This is a genomic window from Actinoplanes oryzae (genome assembly GCF_030757795.1).
Taxonomy (GTDB): Bacteria; Actinomycetota; Actinomycetes; order Mycobacteriales; family Micromonosporaceae; genus Actinoplanes.
In genome coordinates this window covers 160,416-178,104 of the sequence record NZ_JAUQWH010000002.1, presented here as the reverse complement: position 1 = coordinate 178,104, position 17,689 = coordinate 160,416, and the positions used below count along the sequence as shown (strand labels likewise).

The window sequence follows — 17,689 nt, the reverse complement described above, 5'->3', positions numbered from 1 at the left end:
CAGGGGCCCCGCCGGCGCGGGCGGCGCGGGACGGTCCAGGCCCAGGCCGCCGAGCTGCTCGACCAGGCTGGCCGCGGGGGCGGGCGAGGTCGGCGCCAGCCCGTACGCCGCGGCGGGCGACCGCGGCGGCGCCGGGTTCTGGGCCGCGCGGGCCGCGGCCGGCGGCGGCGGGACGGCGGACTCGTCCACGCCCAGGCCACCCATCAGCTCCGCCAGCGACGGTACGGGCGGCAGCGGCTTCACCCGCCCGTTGCTCCCCCCGTTGACGGGCGCGCCGGTCGCCTGCGCGGGACGGAACGGCCGGACCTTCGGCTGATCGTCGTCGTCGGGCGGGGCCTGCGCCCGCAGCGCCGGCCCGATGTTCGCCTCGGCCCGGTCCAGGTTGGCCATGAGCTCGGCGAAGGCCGACTGGGGATCGGCCAGCCCCCGCTCCGGGCCGGGACCGCCGGGTCCCGCCGGCCGCCCGGTGACCGCGGCCGCGGTGTCGCCGATCCCGGCGTCACGTCCCACGGCCCGGTCGTTGGCGTCGTCGGGGGCGATGTGGTCGCGGGACTCCGCCCGCGCCAGCAACTGCTCCAGCGTCTGCGGCCCGTCGTCGGCCGCCGGGGCGGCGGGACGGGCGGGGCTGGGACGCGCCGCCGGGCGAGCGGCCGGCGCGGGACGCTCGTCGGCGTCCGGCACCTCCACCGACAGCTCGTAGTGTTGCTTCGCGAAGAACCCGCCGAAGCCCCCGGTCCGGACCTTGTCCGCCGAGATGATCCGCACCGAGGAGCCGTACTCGTCGCGCACCTGCGCCAGCAACGGCTCGATGGCCGGCCCCTCAAGCAGCACCCGCGTAGGCACCGTTCACCACCCCCATGGTTTCTATCTGTGCGGTGGACCCGGAGATCTCCGAGTAGGACAGCACCTGCACCCGGCGGGAACCGGCGCGCAGGAGACGCATCAGTGGCAGTCGCAGCTGCGGGGAGCAGGCCAGCACCGGCGTGATGCCGGACTGCTCGGCGGCCTCGACGAGCCGGCCGGCCTCGCTCACGATCGCCTCGGCGCGCATCCCGTCGATCGCCATGAAGGCGCCGGTCTCGCTGGGGCGCAGCGACTCGAGCAGGCCCTGCTCCAGCATCGGGTCGAGCGTGATCACGGTCAGCCGGCCCTGGGCGGCGTACTGGGCGGCGATGGCCGGGCCGAGCGCCGAGCGGGCCGCCTCCACCAGGCCGTCGTGGTCGACGGACACCTTCGCGCGCAGCGACAGCGACTCGAAGATGCGGACCAGGTCGCGGATCGGCACGCCCTCGTCGAGCAGCGCCTGCAGGACCTTCTGGACCTGGCCGAGGCTGAGCAGGCTCGGGGTCAGCTCCTCCACCACGACGGGGTGGGTGCGCTTGACCATCTCGGTCAGGTTCCGCACGTCCTCGCGGCCCAGCAGGCGGCTCGCGTTCTGCCGGACGATCTCGGCGAGGTGCGTGATGATCACCGAGGCCCGGTCGACGACCGTGGCCCCGCTCAGCTCCGCCTGGTAGTGCAGCTCGGCCGGCACCCACTTGCCGGCCAGGCCGAAGACCGGCTCGACCCCGGCCCGCCCCGGCAGCGCCTGCAGGCTGTCGCCGATCGCGAGCACCGTGCCGGGCGGGGCCTGGCCGCTGCCGGCGTCGACGCCGGAGATGCGGATCGCGTACGAGGACAGCGGCAGGTCCAGGTCGTCGCGGGTGCGTACGGGCGGCATGATGATGCCCAGCTCCAGCGCCATCTTGCGGCGCAACGCCCGCACCCGGTCGAGCAGGTCGCCGCCGTTGGTGTCGACGAGGTCCACCAAATCGGGCGAGAGCGCCAGCTCCAGCGGGTCGACCCGCATCTCGCCCAGCAGCTGCTCGGGCGAGTCGGGCGCCGGCCGCTCCGGCTCGGGCACGCCCGCGGCGCCGGCCGCCTCCTCGGGCAGCGGGTCCTTGATCCGCTGCGCGATCAGCAGCACGGCGGCGCCGATGATCAGGAACGGCACCTTGGGCAGGCCCGGGATGACGCAGAGCCCGAGGGCGGCGCCGCCGGCGATGCGCAGGGCGAGCTTGTTCTGCCCGAGCTGGGCGGTGACGCTGGTGCCCATGTCGCCCGACGTCGCCGAGCGGGTCGTGATCAGACCGGTGGCCACCGACAGCAGCAGCGCCGGGATCTGCGAGACCAGGCCGTCGCCGATGGTCAGCAGGCTGTAGAGGTTCATCGCCTCGGCGGGCGCCATGCCCTGCTGCAGGATGCCGACCGCGAAGCCGCCGACCAGGTTGATGACCGTGATGATGATGGCCGCGATGGCGTCGCCCTTGACGAACTTGGACCCGCCGTCCATGGCGCCGTAGAAGTCGGCCTCCGCCGCCACGTCCGCCCGGCGCTTCTTCGCCTCGGCCTCGTCGATGAGCCCGGCGTTGAGGTCGGCGTCGATGGCCATCTGCTTGCCCGGCATCGCGTCGAGGGTGAAGCGGGCGCCCACCTCGGCCACGCGCTCGGCGCCCTTGGTCACCACGACCATCTGCACGATGACCAGGATCAGGAAGATCACCAGGCCGATGACCAGCGAGCCGCCGACCACGAAGTCGCCGAACGCGTGGATCACCTTGCCGGCGTCGCCGTCGCGCAGCACCAGCCGGGTCGCGCTGATGTTGAGCGCGAGCCGGAAGAGCGTCAGGACCAGCAGCAGGGCCGGGAAGACGGCGAAGTCCAGGGGCCGCTGCACGAACATGGCGGTCAGCAGCACCAGCAGGGCGACCGTGATGTTGAGCGCGATCAGCAGGTCGAGCAGGAAGGTCGGCAGCGGCACGACCATCATGACGATGATGCCGATGACCCCGACGGGCACGGCGAATCTGCTGAGGTTGCGGTTTTTCACGGCCCCCCTTTCCCATCCGATACTCCCGCAGCATCCGCCCCGACGTGAGCGGAATTCCGGATCTATCCGGTATGGCCGTCGGGTGCAGCTCGGGTGCAGGACCTCAGCGCGGACGCCCCCGGGCCGACCAGGGTCTCGTAGGGCGTACGTCAGGGGGATACGCGTGAACAGGCTTTTCCGGCTCGGACCCGTGCTCCGGGCGCGCAAGGCTCAGGAGGACGCCGCCCGCGGCGCGCTCATCCAGTCCCGCCAGGAGATCCGGGAGGCCCAGCAGCTCGTCAAGCGGCGCCAGCTCGACCTGGCCGGCGCCGACGCCCCGACCGAGGGCACCGCCCGGGCCATGGTGGCGTCGATGGTGGCGCGGCAGTCGCTGGCCGCCACGCTGTCCGGGGCGCACAAGCTCGTGGACGAGGCCGAGGAGCGTACCCGGGAGAAGGTCGCCGAGCTGGCCGACGCCGCCAAGCGCCGCCGGGCCGTGGAGATGCTCTCCGAGCGGCACGCCGAGACGGTCAAGCGGCACGACGCGACCGTCGAGCAGAACAACATCGACGAGATCGCCGTCACGACCAAGGCCCGCAACGCGGCGCGGGGCGTCGACGCCACCTCCGAGGAGCGCGCCAACCCGCTGCGCACCGGCGGGGGCACGGTCGCGGACCGGCGTACGGCCGCGGAGCGCGAGGAGATCGCCCGCGACCTGGCCAACTCCGTCGCGGCGCAGCGGCCGATGATCGACCTGGCCGACGCGCGCGTGGCCATCGAGGAGGCCCGCTCGCGACTCTCCCTTGACGCTAAGCCCCCCGCCGGGGCGGCCGAAGACGAGGGCGAGGGGACCGACGACGACGGGAGCCGGGCATGAGGGGCGTTGACGGCGTGCTGAGCCGCATGTCGGAGCTGCGCAGCCAGCTCGGACTCGCCGGCACGCAGGTCAGCACCGCCGCGACGACGCAGGCCTCCGGGGTCAAGTTCGCCGCCGCGCTCGCCGGTGCCACGGCCACTCCCGAGGTGACCGGGCAGGCCGTCGTCGACGCGGCCAAGAAGTACCTCGGCACCAAGTACGTCTTCGGCAGCACCGACCCGGGCAAGGGGCTCGACTGCTCGGCGCTGGTCCAGCGGGCGTACAAGGACCTCGGGATCGACCTGCCCCGCACCTCGGGCGAGCAGGCCAAGGTGGGCACCAAGGTGAACGGGCTGGCCGACGCGCGGCCCGGCGACATCCTGGCGTTCGACACGCCGGTCGACCACGTGGCCATCTACCTGGGCAACAACAAGATGATCGCCGCGCCGAAGCCGGGCGACCACGTCAAGATCCAATCGGTGTACGAGACCCCGACGCACATCCGCCGCGTGGTCGGCACCGCGGAGGCCACCGGGGCGGTCGCCACGGCTGCCGCGTCGGCCGTACGCCCCGCCAGCCTGCAGAACTCCGGATCGCTGGCCGGCGTCCCGTACGCGGACATGTTCGTCAAGGCCGGCGCCAAGTACGGCGTTTCGCCGAAGCTCCTCGCCGCCGTGGCGAAGGTCGAGAGCGGCTACAACCCGCAGGCCGTCAGCAAGGCGGGCGCGCAGGGGCTCATGCAGCTCATGCCCGCGACCGCCCGGGGTCTCGGCGTGGACAACTCCTTCGACCCGCAGCAGGCCATCAACGGCGCCGCGAAGCTGCTCTCCAGCCACCTCAAGGAGTTCAAGTCGCTCCCGCTGGCCCTCGCCGCCTACAACGCCGGGGGCGGCAACGTGCACAAGTACGGCGGCATCCCGCCGTTCTCCGAGACCCAGGCCTACGTCCCGAAGGTGCAGAAGGCACTCAAAGCGCTCGGCGGCTGACTCCCGAGAGGTACCCATGACCACATCCGTCACCGGGCCCGACCGCCGGCCGGTCACCGACCCGTCCTTCCGTGCGCCCGCCCGCGGCTCGGACGGCGGTGCGGCCTTCGGATCGGCGCTGTCGGCCGAGCTCGGCCGCGACGACGACCGGCCCGCGCCCGCTTCCGGCCCGGCCCGGTCCGCCCGGTCCCCACAGGACGCCGCCCGGTCCGCCCGCTCCTCGGAAGACGCGGCCGGCTCCGCCCGCTCCTCGCACGACGCGGCCGGCTCCACCCGCTCCTCGCACGACGCGGCCCAGTCCCAGCGGGACGTGGCCCATTCTCTCCAGGACGCGGCCCGGCAGCGGGCGTGGCAGCGGCTGACCAACAACCGGCTGCAGTTGCGCGCCGCTCAGCAGCAGGCGACGCAGGATCGGATGCGCCAGGAGGCCGCCGGGCAGAACCGCGCGACCACGGACCGGGCCGAGGCCCCTCCCGCCGGCAGCGAGCCGCAGCCGCCGGACCGGCCGTCCTCCGACGCCGGGCCCGCGCCCTACGACGCCAGATTCCTCTCCTCCCGGCCTGAGCCCGTGTCCTCCGGCGCCGAGCCCGTGGCGACCGAGGCCTCGTCCTCCGGCACCGAAGCCCTGTCCGCCGACGCCGAACCCCCGGCCGAGACACCGCCTGCCGAGGCACGCGTGGCCGCTCCCCAGCCGCCACCGCTGCATCTCGTGCCGATCAACGCACCGATCGTCCCGGAAGCCACAGCGGAAACGACGGCTCCGACCGCTGCGCCGCCGCCGGTTGCCGCCGCTGCTGTCGCCGCCGCATCCGCCGCCGCGCAGGCGCAGGCGCCGGCGCCGAACACCGGGGCCGCTCAGGCGGCAGCCTGGACCCGGGCCGAGACGATGGCCGCCGGGCTGGCCGCCGCCGCACCGGCCCCGGGCATTGCCCTCGCGCCGAGCAACGCCGCCCAGACCGCCGCGGTCCAGGCCGATGTCGCTGCCCAGACGGCCGCCGTGAGCGCCGGGACCGGGCAGGCCACCGCCGCGGCCGCCGACCCGAACGTCGCCCGGGCAGTCGCCGACGGGCTGGGGACCGGGACGTCCACGCCGGGTGTGCCCTTCGGTCCCGCCGTCGCCGCGGCCGGCACCACCGCCGCCGCGGACCTGGCGGCCACCGCCGAGGCCGCCCTCGCCGGCGGTCCGGCGCCCACCGCCCCGGCAACGCCCGCCCCCTCGACCGCTCCCGTGGCTCCGGCACCGGCTTCCGCTGCTCCGGCTCCGGCGGCCGAGGCCACGGCAAGCGCAGCCGACCCCGCGGCCACCGCAGTCACCACCGAGACCGTTGCCGCCGCCACTGGTGGCACGGCCACGACCGCGGAGACCGCCGCGCCCGCCGACGTCAACGCCGAGCCGCTCGGCAACACCGACGCCACTTCCGCGGTCGGCGACCAGCCGCCGGCGGGCGAGGGCCAGGCGGGCGGCGACGGTACGGCCGGCAACGGCCAGAACCAGAACGGCGGCGCCGCCTCCGCTCCCCCGGCCGGCCCGCTTCCCGGCGGCGCCCCGGGTGCGGGTCTGCCCCTGGGCGTACAGGCAGCGGGACCCGTGGGCCCGGCCGCGCCCGCCGCGCCGGTGTCCGATGTCGCCCCGCCGCCCGCGCCGCCGCTGCCCGGGCCGGTCGCCCACCAGCTCGCCACCCGGATCACGCCGCTGCGGCTCGACGCCGACGGGGTGCACCGGCTGACCGTCAACCTGCACCCTGTCGACCTCGGACCGGTCCAGGTGGTCGCCGAGATCCGCAACGGCGAGATCAACCTGCAGCTGTCCAGCTCGACCGAGGCGGGTCACGACTCGCTGCGCGACGCGCTCGACGAGCTGCGCCGGGACCTGCAGGACTCCGGCTTCACGAACGCGAACCTCGACCTGCGGCAGGGCGGGGGCGACCAGGCCCGGCAGCAGTTCGCGTTCATGAACCAGGGCGGCGGCCCGGGTGGGCGTACCGGCGGGGGGTCCGCGGCCGGGACCACCGCTCAGGCCGAAGCCGCACCGCCGGAGCCCGCCCGGGTCGTGGGCGACGGCCGGCTGGACGTCGACGCCTGAAAAAGATCTGGCGCTAAGCGAATCGGCGACCCGGCCGAACCTGAAGGGCGAGGGCCACCAACCGCGAGGGAGACCGGCCGATGACTTCTCCGATCAACGGGTTCGTGAGCAACACGTACGACAACAAGACCGCCAAGGCGACGTCGACGTACACCAACGGGACCACCACGAACGCCGGCGCGAGCAAGTCCGTCGCGGACCAGGACACCTTCCTCAAGCTGCTGGTCGCCCAGCTGAAGTACCAGGACCCGTCCAACCCGGCCGACTCGACCCAGTTCCTGGCGCAGACGGCCCAGTTCACGCAGGTCGAGAAGCTCGGCCAGATCGCCGAGATGATGCAGGCCCAGCAGCTGATCGGCGCGAGCGCGCTGGTCGGCCGCACGGTCACCTACCAGGACGCCAACGGCGTCTCGCAGACGGGCGTCGTCACCCGCACGAAGCTCAACGGAGACAGCGAACCGACCCTCGTGGTCGGGAACACGGATGTGCAGCTGTCCAAGGTCACGGAAGTCCAGCAGGCGTCGGTCGCGCAGCCCGCGGCCACCGCCACCCCGGCAGCGGCTGCTCCGGCCGCGGCAGCTCCGGCTGCCTCGGCCACACCGGCCGCCGCCGGGGACACCGCTGGAGAGACCGAGAACACCGCCTCCGATGATTCCGCTACCCCGAAGGAAATCTGACCTATGCTGCGTTCCCTCTTCTCCGGCATCTCCGGTCTCCGTGCGCACCAGCAGATGATGGACGTCACGGGCAACAACATCGCCAACGTGAACACCACCGGTTACAAGTCGAGCCAGGCGGTCTTCCAGGACACGCTGTCGCAGATGGTCAACGCCGCCGGCGCCCCGCAGAACGGCGCGGGCGGCACCAACCCGGCGCAGGTCGGCCTCGGTGTGCGGACGGCGAGCATCAACGCCAACTTCAGCCAGGGCGCCGCGCAGACCACCGGCAAGTCCGGCGACATGATGATCCAGGGTGACGGCTTCTTCGTCGTGAAGAGCGGCGGGGAGTCGGTCTACACCCGGGCCGGCTCGTTCACCTTCGACGCCAACGGCTCGCTGACCACCCCGAACGGCCAGATCGTGCAGGGCTGGTCCGCCGACGCGGACGGCACCGTGAACACCGCGGGCGCCCCGGGAGACATCAAGCTCCCCATCGGCATCAGCCTCGCGCCCGAGGAGACCACCAAGTTCACGCTGACGGGCAACCTGTCCTACGAGGCGCCGGTCAACACCGCTGCGGCGGGTGCCACGCCCACGCCCGGCAGCTCCAAGGTGATCCCGATCCCGGTCGTCGACGAGAACGGCGCCTCCAGCACGCTCAACGTGACGATGACCAAGACCGACACGGACAAGTGGACCGTCACGACGCCGGGCGGCGGGTCGGAGGTGCTGACCTTCGTCAACGGCAAGCCGGTCGACGCCGGCGGCAACCAGGTCACCAGCATCAACCTGACCGACAACGGCAAGACGTACGCGGTCGACATCACCGACATCACGCACTACTCGGGCAACACCGAGGCCCGGGTCAGCGCGTCGGACGGCTCCGCGGCGGGCATCCTGAGCTCGTACACGGTGTCCAACACCGGTCAGATCGTCGGCGTCTTCTCCAACGGTCTCAAGCAGTCGCTGGGCCAGCTCGCCCTGGCGAACTTCAACAACGTCAACGGTCTCGAGAAGATCGGCGACTCCATGTTCCGCAGCACCGTGAACTCGGGCCTGGCCCAGGTCGGCGCGGCCGGCTCGGCGGGCCTCGGCCTGATCACCAGCGGCGCGCTGGAGATGTCGAACGTCGACCTCGCGCAGGAGTTCACCAACCTGGTCATCGCGCAGCGCGGTTTCCAGGCCAACAGCCGCATCATCACCACGTCCGACGAGATTCTCCAGGAGCTCGTCAACCTCAAGCGCTAACGGCACTGCCGGCGAAGGCCGGGACGGGCATCGCGCCCGCCCCGGCCTTCGTGTTTCCCCGTCTTCCCGGGCGCTCGCACCCGAACAGCGACCGTCCCGCGCTCATCGGCAACCGGACTCGGGCCGAACAGCCTACTGACGGGCCACGGAAGGCCCACCAGCCCAGACAAACCAAGGACGGAACACTCGTGATCCTCGTAACCCGCTTGAACGGCAGCGTGTTCGCCCTCAACCCGGACCTCGTCGAGCGCGCCGACTGTACGCCCGACACGGTCATCACGCTGGTGGACGGCACCAAGTACGTCATCGCCGAGTCCGTGCCCGAGTTCATCGACTCGGTGCGCCACTACCGCGCCTCGCTGATCGCCCAGGCGAGCAGCCTCGAGGCCGCGCCCGCCGCCACCGACCTGACCGACGACGAGCCGGCCCGCGCCAGCGGCAACGTGCTCCCGCTGCACCGGAAGGACCGCTGACCATGGATCTCGCCTCCATCATCGGCGTAGTCGTCGCCCTGATCATCGTCTTCGTCGTCCAGGCGCTCGAGGGTGGTCACGCCAGCTCCATCATCCTGATCCCCTCGATGCTGCTCGTCTTCGGCGGCGCCTTCTGTGCCGCCATGGCCGGCGCGGTCCTCAAGGACGCGCTCAGCGTCGGCAAGCTGTTCCAGAAGGTCTTCCTCGCCAAGGTCGCCCCGCCCACCAAGCTGGTCGACGACGTGGTCAAGCTGGCCGAGCGCGCCCGCCGCGAGGGCCTGCTGGCCCTCGAGGACGCGGTGAAGACGGTCGAGCACCCCTTCCTCAAGCGCGGCCTGCAGCTGGCGATCGACGGCACCGACCCGGAGGAGCTGCACGACATCCTCCACGCCGAGATCACCGCCAAGAAGAAGGCCGACAAGGCCGGCAAGAAGATCTTCGAGAACATGGGCGGCTACGCCCCGACGGTTGGCATCATCGGTACGGTCATGGGCCTCGTGCACGTGCTCGAGAACCTCGACAAGCCCGAGACGCTCGGCCACTCGATCGCCGCGGCGTTCGTCGCCACCCTGTGGGGCGTGCTCTCGGCCAACCTGATCTTCCTGCCCGCCGCGGCCCGCCTGGACCGCTTGTCCGGCATCGAGGTCGACGAGATGGAACTGGTCATCGACGGCGTCCTGGCCATCCAGGCCGGCTCGAACCCGCGTCTCGTCGCCCAGAAGCTCCGTAGCCTGCTCCCGCCGGACGCCGCCAAGGCGGCCGAGGCCGGGGCCAACAAGAAGGCGGCCTGATCTAGATGAGCTCTGGCGGCAAGCCCAAGAAGAAGGGCGGTCACGAGGAGCACGAGGAGCACGTCAACCACGAGCGCTGGCTCGTGTCCTACGCCGACATGCTCACCCTGCTCTTCGTCCTGTTCGTGGTGCTGTTCTCGATGAGCAGCGTCGATCAGAAGAAGTTCGCCGAACTGGCGGCCGGTCTCTCCGAGGGCTTCGGCGCCGCCAGCGCGGCCTTCTCCGGCAACGTCTCGAACCTCGACGGCGCCGGCCAGGCCACCTCGGTCGTCCCGATCGACCCGGGCGTCAACCCGGGCGGCGGCGACGGCGGCACGGCCGGCATGACCAAGGAGCAGAAGGAGGCCGTCGAGAAGGCGGTCAAGGCCGCCGAGCGCGCCGAGTCCTCCAAGAACGCCCAGGCCGCCGTCAAGGAGGCCGAGAACCTCAAGAAGATCGAGAACCAGATCTCCGACGCGCTCAAGAAGGCCAAGCTGCTCGGCCAGGTCAAGTTCACGATCGACCAGCGCGGTCTGGTGGTCACCGTCGTCACCAACGAGGTGGTCTTCGCCGGCAACCGGGCCGACCTGCAGCCGGGCGGCAAGAAGATCCTGGACGCCGTCGCCCCGGCGCTGGCCGAGCTGCCCAACAACATCGAGGTGGACGGGCACACCAACCAGCTGAAGGCGACCACGACGTTCTACCCGAGCGGCTGGGAGCTGTCCGCGGCGCGCGCCTCGGCGACGGTCCGGTACCTCATCGCCGACGGCCTGGCCAAGAAGAAGATGAGCGCGGTCGGCTTCTCCGACACCAAGCCGCTCATCCCGGCGAGCGACCCGCGCTCGGTGACCATGAACCGCCGCGTCGACGTGATCGTGCTGACCACGCTCACCGCGGACCAGGCGGCCCTGCTGCCCACCGCGGCCGGCGACGACGCCGAGCTGCACACCGGCCAGACCACTGCCGAGGCGACCGCCGCGGCCGAGGCCGCGGCTAAGGCCGAGGCCGGCACGGCCGAAACGACCACCGAGTCCACCACCGAACACGACTGACACGACGGAAGGAGTCTGGCGATGGCCGAAGAGAAGAAGGACGCCGAGGCGCCCAAGAAGAAGTCCCCCAAGATGCTCATCATCATCATCGCGGCCGTCGTGTTGCTCGGCGGCGGTGGCGCGGGCGCGTACTTCGCGTTCTTCAAGGGCGACTCGGCCGAGGCCGAGAAGCCGGAGCCGGTGAAGGGCGTCGTCACCGCCCTGGAGAACGCCATCACGATCAACCTCGCCGACGGGCACTACCTGAAGCTGGGCTTCGCCCTGCAGCAGACCGCCGACGTGGCCGAGGCCGTCGACCTCAGCGAGGCCGCCGACCTGGCGATCGACCAGTACACCGGCATGACGGTCGCCGAGCTGTCCACCGAGAAGGGCCGCGAGAAGGCCAAGGAGGAGCTCCTGGCGAAGATCGAGAAGGCCTACGTCGAGGAGGACAAGCAGGCCGTCATGGACATCTACTTCACGCAGTTCGTCACGCAGTAACGCCCTGGGCTGGGGCACCGATCACGAGTGACGAGGGCGGGTCCGCGGAGACGCGGATCCGCCTATTCGTGTTTTCCGGGGACATAGCACGCCGTACGCCTCAGCGGGTTGCGGAATCGTGCCGATGAGGTTGCTGTGACCAGCTCCCCGACCCGATCCCCCGGCAAGATCTCCCGGCGTGGCGCCGGCGCGGGACCGACCTCCTACGACTTCCGCAAGCCGATCAAGCTGTCCCGCGAGCACGTGCGGACCCTGCAGATCGCCTTCGAGACGTACGCCCGCAGCTGCGGCACGCTCTTCACCACCCGGCTGCGCGTGGTCAGCAGCGTGTCCCTGGTCTCGATCGAACAGCTGAACTACGACGAGTACGTCGCCTCCCTGGCCAACCCGACCGTCATCGCCGTGGTGTCCATCGACCCGCTGCCCGGCACGGTGCTCATGGAGATGGCCTCCTCCGCGGTGATGACCGCGATCGACCACATGCTCGGTGGCCCCGGCGGGCCCCAGCCGGAGCGCCCGCTGACCGAGGTCGAGATGCCGCTGCTGCGCGGGCTGCTGGAGCGCATGCTCGGCGAGCTCCGGTACGGCTTCGAGACGCTGGTCGACATCCACCCGAAGCTCAAGGACATCGAGTACAACGCCCAGTTCCTGCGCGCCCACCAGCCCGGCGACGCGGTGGTCGTGGCCACGTTCGAGATGAAGATCGGCTCGGAGGAGTGCGCGGCCACGCTGTGCGTTCCGTTCAACACCGTGCTGCCGGTCCTGGAGAAGCAGGAGCAGATCGAGCTCACCCCGCAGGAACGGATGGTCCGGGACACCTCGCTGCGCAACCTGACGGCCGGCCTTTCCGCGGCGCCGATCGACGTAGCTGTCCGATTCCAGCCCATCCGGATGCGTACCGATGACATCGTGGATCTACGCCCCGGCGACGTCGTGCCGCTCGGGCACCCGACCAGCGTGCCGCTCGAGGTGACCGTCAACGAGACCGTTTTTGCCCATGCGGTACCCGGCAACCAGGGCGCCCGGCTGGCGTGTCTCGTCGTGCCGTCGCCCAAGGAGGAAGAACGTAGATGACCGCGCCTACGATCACCGAGCCCCAGCTCGCGCTGGTCCGGACCGCCGCGGTGGCGGCCCTCGGGGTGCTGCCGACCAGCCGCGAGCTGACCGCCGGCAACCCCGTGGCGGCAACGCCCGACCTGCTGACCACCGGCCAGGCCGTCACCGCCCGGTTCAGCGGCGCGGCCACCGGCGAGGTGGTCGTGGTCGTGGGCCAGGACCTCGCCGACGCGCTCAAGGAGAGCCCGCTCGGCGAGCTCGACCTGACGGCTGCCGTACGCCCGGCGCTGGAGGCCGCCGCCCGCGCCTTCGGCCCCGTCGTCCTCGACCCCGGCCAGCTCATGGAGCCCGACGTCGCCCTCAGCTCGATCGCCGCGAAGGGCGACGCCGTCGCGGTGCCGCTGCTCGACGCCGGCCAGGTCAACGCCGTGCTCGCCATGGCATTGACCCCGTGGCCGGCCGACCCGGGCGGCGTCGCCCCGCGGGGAGCCTCCGGCGCGGCGCCCATGCGCGGCGGGCTCGACATGCTGCACGACGTCGAGATGGAGGTGTCGGCCGAGCTCGGGCGGACCCGGATGAGCGTACGAGAGCTGCTCAGCCTGACCCCCGGCGCCATCGTCGAGCTGGACCGGGCCGCCGGCAGCCCCGCCGACCTGCTGGTCAACGGCCGCCTCATCGCCCGCGGCGAGGTCGTCGTGGTCGACGAGAACTTCGGCATCCGGATCACGGAGATCGTCGCCCCCGGCACCGAACGGGAGTGAGACGTTGATCGAACTCGTCCTGCGCATCGGCTTCTCCCTCCTGGTCGTCCTCGGCCTCATGTGGGGAATCGCCCGGGTCCTGCGCCGCGGTGGCGTCGGCCGGCGCGGGACGGGCACGCTGTCGATCCTCGGCCGCACCACGCTGAGCCGGGGCTCGTCGGTCGCCGTGGTGCAGGTGGCCGACCGCGCCCTGATCCTCGGCGTGACGGACGCGCACGTGAGCCTGCTGGGCGAGACCGACCTGGCCGCCTTCGCCCACGAGCACGAGCACCGCGACCACCTCGAGGTCGACCCGACCGACCCGGAGCATCCCGTGCACGCGACCGTGCTGCCGCACCACGGCGGCAAGCTGGACGGCTCGGTGCTGTCGCCCCGGACCTGGCACTCGACCCTGGACTTCCTCCGCGACCGGACATCGAGGCACTGACATGTGGCGGCGCGCGCTCCTGATCCTGCTGCTGGCGCTCGGCGGGCTGCTACTTCCCGCCGTGGCAGCTCAGGCTGCTCCCGCTCCCACTCCGGCGCCGGTGGGCGTACCGGTGCGGTATGAACTGCCGCGGGCTCCGGTCGGGCCGACCGCACCCGTCGCGCCCACGGTGGCGCCGAGCGGCGGCAGCATCAACTTCAACATCAACGGGACCAACCCGGACGGCAGCAAGCCCGCCACCTCCCTGGTGATCGTGCTCGGGCTGACGCTGCTGTCGGTGGCCCCGGCCGTCCTGCTGCTGTGCACGTGCTTCACCAAGGTCTTCATGGTCCTGGGCATCACCCGCAACGCGCTCGGCCTCACCAGCATGCCGCCCAACCAGGTGCTCGCGGGGCTGGCGCTCTTCGTCAGCCTCTTCATCATGGGCCCGGTGCTGAGCCAGGTGAACGAGCAGGGCGTCCAGCCCTATCTGGCCGGCGACAAGACCCAGTCGCAGGCGTTCCGGGACGGCGTCCAGCCGCTGCGCGAGTTCATGCTCAACAGCACCCGCGAAGAGGAACTCGCCCTGATGAACAAGGTCTCGGGTCAGGAGCGGCCGGCGGCCAAGGAGGACGTCGAGCTGACCACGCTCATCCCGTCCTTCGTCCTGTCCGAGCTGCGCGCCGCCTTCATCATCGGCTTCGTCATCTTCATCCCGTTCCTCATCATCGACATGGTCGTCTCCGCGTCCCTGATGGCCCTGGGCATGATGATGCTGCCGCCTGTCACCGTGGCGATGCCCTTCAAGCTGCTGCTGTTCGTGCTGGTCAACGGTTGGGGGCTGATCATCACGGCGCTGGTGGGCTCGTACCGGTGAACTTCGACCTGCCCACGACCCAGCTGATCGCCCTCTTCCTCGGGGCGGCCCGGGCCGGGGCGTGGCTGATGCTGTGCCCGCCCTTCAACTCGCGCCTCATCCCGGCGCAGGTCAAGGTGCTGCTGTCGATCGGCATCGCGTTCCCGATGATCCCGTGGCTGACGCCGGCCGTACCGTCGCTGCAGACCTCGGCCATCATCGCCGCGACCGCACTGCAGATCTTCGTGGGCGCGGCGCTGGGCTTCATCACCTATCTGTTCTTCGCGGCCGTGCAGGCGGCGGGCGACCTGCTCGACGTCTTCGGCGGTTTCACGCTGGCCTCCGCCTACGACCCCCTGTCGCAGAACCAGAGCTCGGTGCTCGGCCGCTTCTACAACCTCGTCGCCGCCACGCTGCTCTTCGCCACCGACGGGCACCAGCTGATCCTGCGCGGCTTCGCCCAGTCCTACAAGACCCTGCCGCTGGACGCCGGCTTCTCCCTGGAGACCTTCAGCAACCTGCTCGTACGCGGCGTGGGCGAGATGTTCGTGTCGGCGTTGCAGATCGCGGGGCCCCTGATCGCCGTCCTCTTCCTCACCGACGTGGCCTTCGGCCTGCTCAACCGGGTCGCCCCGGCGCTCAACGCCTTCCAGCTCGGCTTCCCCGCCAAGATCCTGCTGGTGCTCGTGCTCTCCGGCACGGCCATCACCATCCTGCCCCGGGTGCTGGACACCCTCGTGGACAGGGCGGTCAGCGCGGTCGTCAGCATCAGCGGGGGGTGATCCGTGTCCGGGGAGAAGACCGAACAGCCGACACCGCAGAAACTCAAGAAGGCCAAGCAGGAAGGCCAGATCGGCCGCAGCCAGGACGTCGGCGCCTGGTTCGGGATGCTGGCGGCCAGCATCATGCTGCCGCGCACGCTCAAGACGACGATGGAGCACTCCCGGGAGCTCATGGCCAAACTCCCGGAGGTCATCGCCGACCCCCAGCCGGGCGTGGCGCTCAGCATCCTCAAGGACGGCCTGATGAGCGCCGCCTGGGCCGTCCTTCCGCTGGCCGCGACCATGATGGCGGTCGGCATCGCCGCGGCCGGCGCCCAGGGCGGCATCCGGGTCGCCACCAAGCTGTTCATCCCGAAGTTCAGCCGGCTCAACCCGCTGCCCGGCATCAAGAAGATGCTCGGCCCGCAGGCCCTCTGGGAAGGCTCCAAGGCCCTGATCAAGACCGCGGTGCTGGGCGTCGTCCTCTACATGACCATGAAGGACATCGTCCCGGTCCTGATGACCGCCGGCCGCCTCCAGATCGGCTCGCTGCTCGGCGTGGTCAACGACGCCGCCATCGGCCTGATCCGCGCCGCCTCGGTCGCCGGCATCGTCATGGCCGCCGCGGACTACTTCGTCGTGCGCCGGCGTACGAACAAGCAGCTGCGCATGACCAAGGAAGAGGTCAAGCAGGAGAACAAGAACACCGAGGGCGACCCGCACCTCAAGGGCCACATCCGGGCCAAGCAGATGGCCATGGCCCGCAACCGCCAGATGGCCGACGTCCCGACCGCCGACGTGGTGCTGATCAACCCGACGCACGTGGCCGTGGCGCTCCGGTACGAACCGGAGAAGGGCGCGCCGCGGGTGCTCGCCAAGGGGCAGGGCGCCATCGCGCAGAAGATCCGCGAGGTGGCCTCGGAAAACCGGATCCCGCTGGTGCAGGACGTCGCCCTCGCCCGGGCGCTGGAGAAGAGCGTGGACGTCGGCATGGAGATCCCGGCGGACTTCTACGGGGCCGTGGCGAAGGTGCTGGCATTCGTCATGAGCCTGAAGGCGAAGGGCGCGGCGGCGGGCACGCATCGCAACCCGAACCCGACGCCGGCCTCTGCTTGACGCTTGGCAGCCCCGCCCGCACGCGTGAGCCCGCCCGCAGGCCCGCCGCCCGCGTGAGCCCGCCCACCCCAGGGGGCCACCGCCCTGGACATTGTGCCCGCGTCAGGACGCCCACGCCGGGCGCCCTGTGGATAACCCCGGCCTGGGGACAGCGGAGCTCGCGTGCCGACCGGGCCACATTTGCGACACGCCTTGACACTTCGTTAACAATTCGCCAATCGGGCATTACGGTAACGCCGGTGAGTGACTGCCCCGAACGCCCGATCATCGTCGTCGGCTGCCCACGGTCGGGCACCACGATGTTGCAGCTGATGTTGCACGCCCACCCGCGCATCGCGATCCCGCCGGAGACCCGGTTCGTGCTGGCCGCCTACCGCGAACGCCGCGACTTCGGCGACCTGCGGATCGAGGCCAACCGCCGCGCGCTGGCCCGCCGCATCGTGGACCGCCGCGAGACCCGCTTCTGCGACCTCGGCCTCGACCCCGAGGAGACGGTCGAGCGCATGGCCGCGGCGCAGGGCACGCTCGGCTCCGTGCTGGGCACGGTCTTCCAGGGGTACGCGGCCCGCTTCGGCAAGCCCCGCTGGGGCGACAAACGCCCCGCCTACCTGCACAACGTCGACCTGCTGTTGCGCCTCTTCCCGGATGCCCAGTTCGTCAACATCGTCCGCGACGGCCGCGACTGCGTGGCCTCCCTCAAGGAGATGTCCTGGCACCGCAAGGACATCTACGCCACGGTCGCCGCCTGGGCCCGAGCCGTCGACGACGCCCGCCGCGCCGCCCGTCGCCTGGGCAGCGCGCAGTGGTTCGAACTGCGCTACGAAGACCTGGTCACCGACCCGCACACCCAGCTCATGGCGCTGTGCGACTATCTGGGCGAGGACTACGACCCGGCCATGGCGGAGCCCTCCGCCGTCGCCGAGGTCGCGGTGCCGTCCTTCAAGACCTGGCACGCGCGCACCCACGCCCCGGTCAACACCGAGCGGGTACGCAGCTGGGAGACCCGCCTCACCCCGGAGGAGATCGCCCTCTGCGAGGCAGCCCTGGGCCGCCGCCTCGTCGCCAACGGCTACGAGCTGTCGGGCAACGCCCGCCCCAACCCCGCGGACCTGGTCCGTTACGGCTGGTCGGCCACCCCGCAGCGCTTCATCCCGGCCCGCCGCCGGATCAGCCGGGCCGCCGTCCGCCTCCGCCCCTCCGAGGACCTGGCCCACCTGCCGACGGCGCCGCTCCCCCGCGCAGCCGAGGGAGCAGAAACCGCCGCCCATCCCTGACCGC

At 71.5% G+C, this 17,689-nt stretch carries 17 protein-coding genes and 1 pseudogene; 16 read left to right on the top strand and 2 right to left on the bottom strand.

Annotated elements, in window-relative coordinates:
* Positions 1–831 (bottom strand): annotated as a pseudogene (locus tag RBH18_RS01805) (hypothetical protein); the annotation flags it as partial.
* Positions 821–2,869: a flagellar biosynthesis protein FlhA gene (gene flhA / locus RBH18_RS01800; protein WP_306204028.1), complete on the bottom strand. Its 2,049-nt coding sequence runs from the start codon at positions 2,867–2,869 to the stop codon at positions 821–823. The gene flhA and the pseudogene RBH18_RS01805, both read right to left, overlap by 11 nt.
* Before the next feature lie 163 nt (positions 2,870–3,032).
* Between flhA and RBH18_RS01795 the strand changes: the two genes are divergently transcribed.
* The 16 genes from RBH18_RS01795 to RBH18_RS01720 all read left to right on the top strand — a co-directional run bounded on the left by RBH18_RS01795 (position 3,033) and on the right by RBH18_RS01720 (position 17,685).
* On the top strand, positions 3,033–3,725 hold the full coding sequence (locus RBH18_RS01795; RefSeq protein ID WP_306204027.1) for a flagellar export protein FliJ: 693 nt from the start codon (positions 3,033–3,035) through the stop codon (positions 3,723–3,725).
* Positions 3,722–4,690: a transglycosylase SLT domain-containing protein gene (locus tag RBH18_RS01790; RefSeq protein WP_306204026.1), complete on the top strand. Its 969-nt coding sequence runs from the start codon at positions 3,722–3,724 to the stop codon at positions 4,688–4,690. Before RBH18_RS01795 ends, RBH18_RS01790 begins: the two co-directional genes overlap by 4 nt.
* 16 nt (positions 4,691–4,706) lie before the next feature.
* Positions 4,707–6,773 carry a flagellar hook-length control protein FliK gene (locus RBH18_RS01785; protein WP_306204025.1) on the top strand — a complete coding sequence of 689 codons (2,067 nt, stop codon included), beginning with the start codon at positions 4,707–4,709 and terminating at the stop codon, positions 6,771–6,773.
* Between the two features lie 80 nt (positions 6,774–6,853).
* Positions 6,854–7,450, top strand: a complete 597-nt coding sequence (locus tag RBH18_RS01780; protein ID WP_306204024.1) for a flagellar hook assembly protein FlgD — start codon at positions 6,854–6,856, stop codon at positions 7,448–7,450.
* A gap of 3 nt (positions 7,451–7,453) precedes the next feature.
* Positions 7,454–8,680, top strand: coding sequence for a flagellar hook protein FlgE (locus RBH18_RS01775; RefSeq protein ID WP_306204023.1), 1,227 nt, complete (start codon positions 7,454–7,456; stop codon positions 8,678–8,680).
* Positions 8,681–8,868: 188 nt separating this feature from the next.
* Positions 8,869–9,153 carry a flagellar FlbD family protein gene (locus RBH18_RS01770; protein WP_306204022.1) on the top strand — a complete coding sequence of 95 codons (285 nt, stop codon included), beginning with the start codon at positions 8,869–8,871 and terminating at the stop codon, positions 9,151–9,153.
* A 2-nt stretch (positions 9,154–9,155) separates the two neighbouring features.
* Complete coding sequence (locus RBH18_RS01765) at positions 9,156–9,944, top strand: flagellar motor protein (RefSeq protein ID WP_306204021.1); 789 nt, start codon at positions 9,156–9,158, stop codon at positions 9,942–9,944.
* Positions 9,945–9,949: 5 nt separating this feature from the next.
* Positions 9,950–10,975, top strand: coding sequence for a flagellar motor protein MotB (locus tag RBH18_RS01760; protein ID WP_306204020.1), 1,026 nt, complete (start codon positions 9,950–9,952; stop codon positions 10,973–10,975).
* A gap of 21 nt (positions 10,976–10,996) precedes the next feature.
* Positions 10,997–11,455 (top strand): flagellar basal body-associated FliL family protein, encoded by a 459-nt coding sequence (locus RBH18_RS01755; RefSeq protein ID WP_306204019.1) that lies wholly within the window; start codon positions 10,997–10,999, stop codon positions 11,453–11,455.
* A gap of 135 nt (positions 11,456–11,590) precedes the next feature.
* Positions 11,591–12,529, top strand: coding sequence for a flagellar motor switch protein FliM (locus RBH18_RS01750; RefSeq protein WP_306204018.1), 939 nt, complete (start codon positions 11,591–11,593; stop codon positions 12,527–12,529).
* Positions 12,526–13,272: a flagellar motor switch protein FliN gene (fliN, locus tag RBH18_RS01745; protein ID WP_306204017.1), complete on the top strand. Its 747-nt coding sequence runs from the start codon at positions 12,526–12,528 to the stop codon at positions 13,270–13,272. The genes RBH18_RS01750 and fliN overlap by 4 nt, the downstream gene beginning before the upstream one ends.
* Before the next feature lie 4 nt (positions 13,273–13,276).
* On the top strand, positions 13,277–13,699 hold the full coding sequence (gene fliO, locus RBH18_RS01740) for a flagellar biosynthetic protein FliO (protein ID WP_306204016.1): 423 nt from the start codon (positions 13,277–13,279) through the stop codon (positions 13,697–13,699).
* Between the two features lies 1 nt (position 13,700).
* Complete coding sequence (gene fliP, locus RBH18_RS01735) at positions 13,701–14,555, top strand: flagellar type III secretion system pore protein FliP (protein WP_306204015.1); 855 nt, start codon at positions 13,701–13,703, stop codon at positions 14,553–14,555.
* Complete coding sequence (gene fliR / locus RBH18_RS01730) at positions 14,552–15,316, top strand: flagellar biosynthetic protein FliR (RefSeq protein WP_306204014.1); 765 nt, start codon at positions 14,552–14,554, stop codon at positions 15,314–15,316. Before fliP ends, fliR begins: the two co-directional genes overlap by 4 nt.
* Positions 15,317–15,319: 3 nt before the next feature.
* Positions 15,320–16,411, top strand: coding sequence for an EscU/YscU/HrcU family type III secretion system export apparatus switch protein (locus RBH18_RS01725; protein ID WP_306204013.1), 1,092 nt, complete (start codon positions 15,320–15,322; stop codon positions 16,409–16,411).
* A 239-nt stretch (positions 16,412–16,650) separates the two neighbouring features.
* On the top strand, positions 16,651–17,685 hold the full coding sequence (locus RBH18_RS01720) for a sulfotransferase family protein (RefSeq protein ID WP_306204012.1): 1,035 nt from the start codon (positions 16,651–16,653) through the stop codon (positions 17,683–17,685).
* Positions 17,686–17,689 lie beyond the last annotated feature (4 nt).

Bases quoted from the DNA above. Each gene is read 5' to 3' on its own strand.
- RBH18_RS01780 (WP_306204024.1), top strand. From the start codon at position 6,854: ATGACTTCTCCGATCAACGGGTTCGTGAGCAACACGTACGACAACAAG.
- RBH18_RS01785 (WP_306204025.1), top strand. From the start codon at position 4,707: ATGACCACATCCGTCACCGGGCCCGACCGCCGGCCGGTCACCGACCCG.
- RBH18_RS01755 (WP_306204019.1), top strand. From the start codon at position 10,997: ATGGCCGAAGAGAAGAAGGACGCCGAGGCGCCCAAGAAGAAGTCCCCC.
- RBH18_RS01765 (WP_306204021.1), top strand. From the start codon at position 9,156: ATGGATCTCGCCTCCATCATCGGCGTAGTCGTCGCCCTGATCATCGTC.
- RBH18_RS01790 (WP_306204026.1), top strand. From the start codon at position 3,722: ATGAGGGGCGTTGACGGCGTGCTGAGCCGCATGTCGGAGCTGCGCAGC.
- fliP (WP_306204015.1), top strand. From the start codon at position 13,701: ATGTGGCGGCGCGCGCTCCTGATCCTGCTGCTGGCGCTCGGCGGGCTG.
- RBH18_RS01775 (WP_306204023.1), top strand. From the start codon at position 7,454: ATGCTGCGTTCCCTCTTCTCCGGCATCTCCGGTCTCCGTGCGCACCAG.
- RBH18_RS01760 (WP_306204020.1), top strand. From the start codon at position 9,950: ATGAGCTCTGGCGGCAAGCCCAAGAAGAAGGGCGGTCACGAGGAGCAC.
- fliN (WP_306204017.1), top strand. From the start codon at position 12,526: ATGACCGCGCCTACGATCACCGAGCCCCAGCTCGCGCTGGTCCGGACC.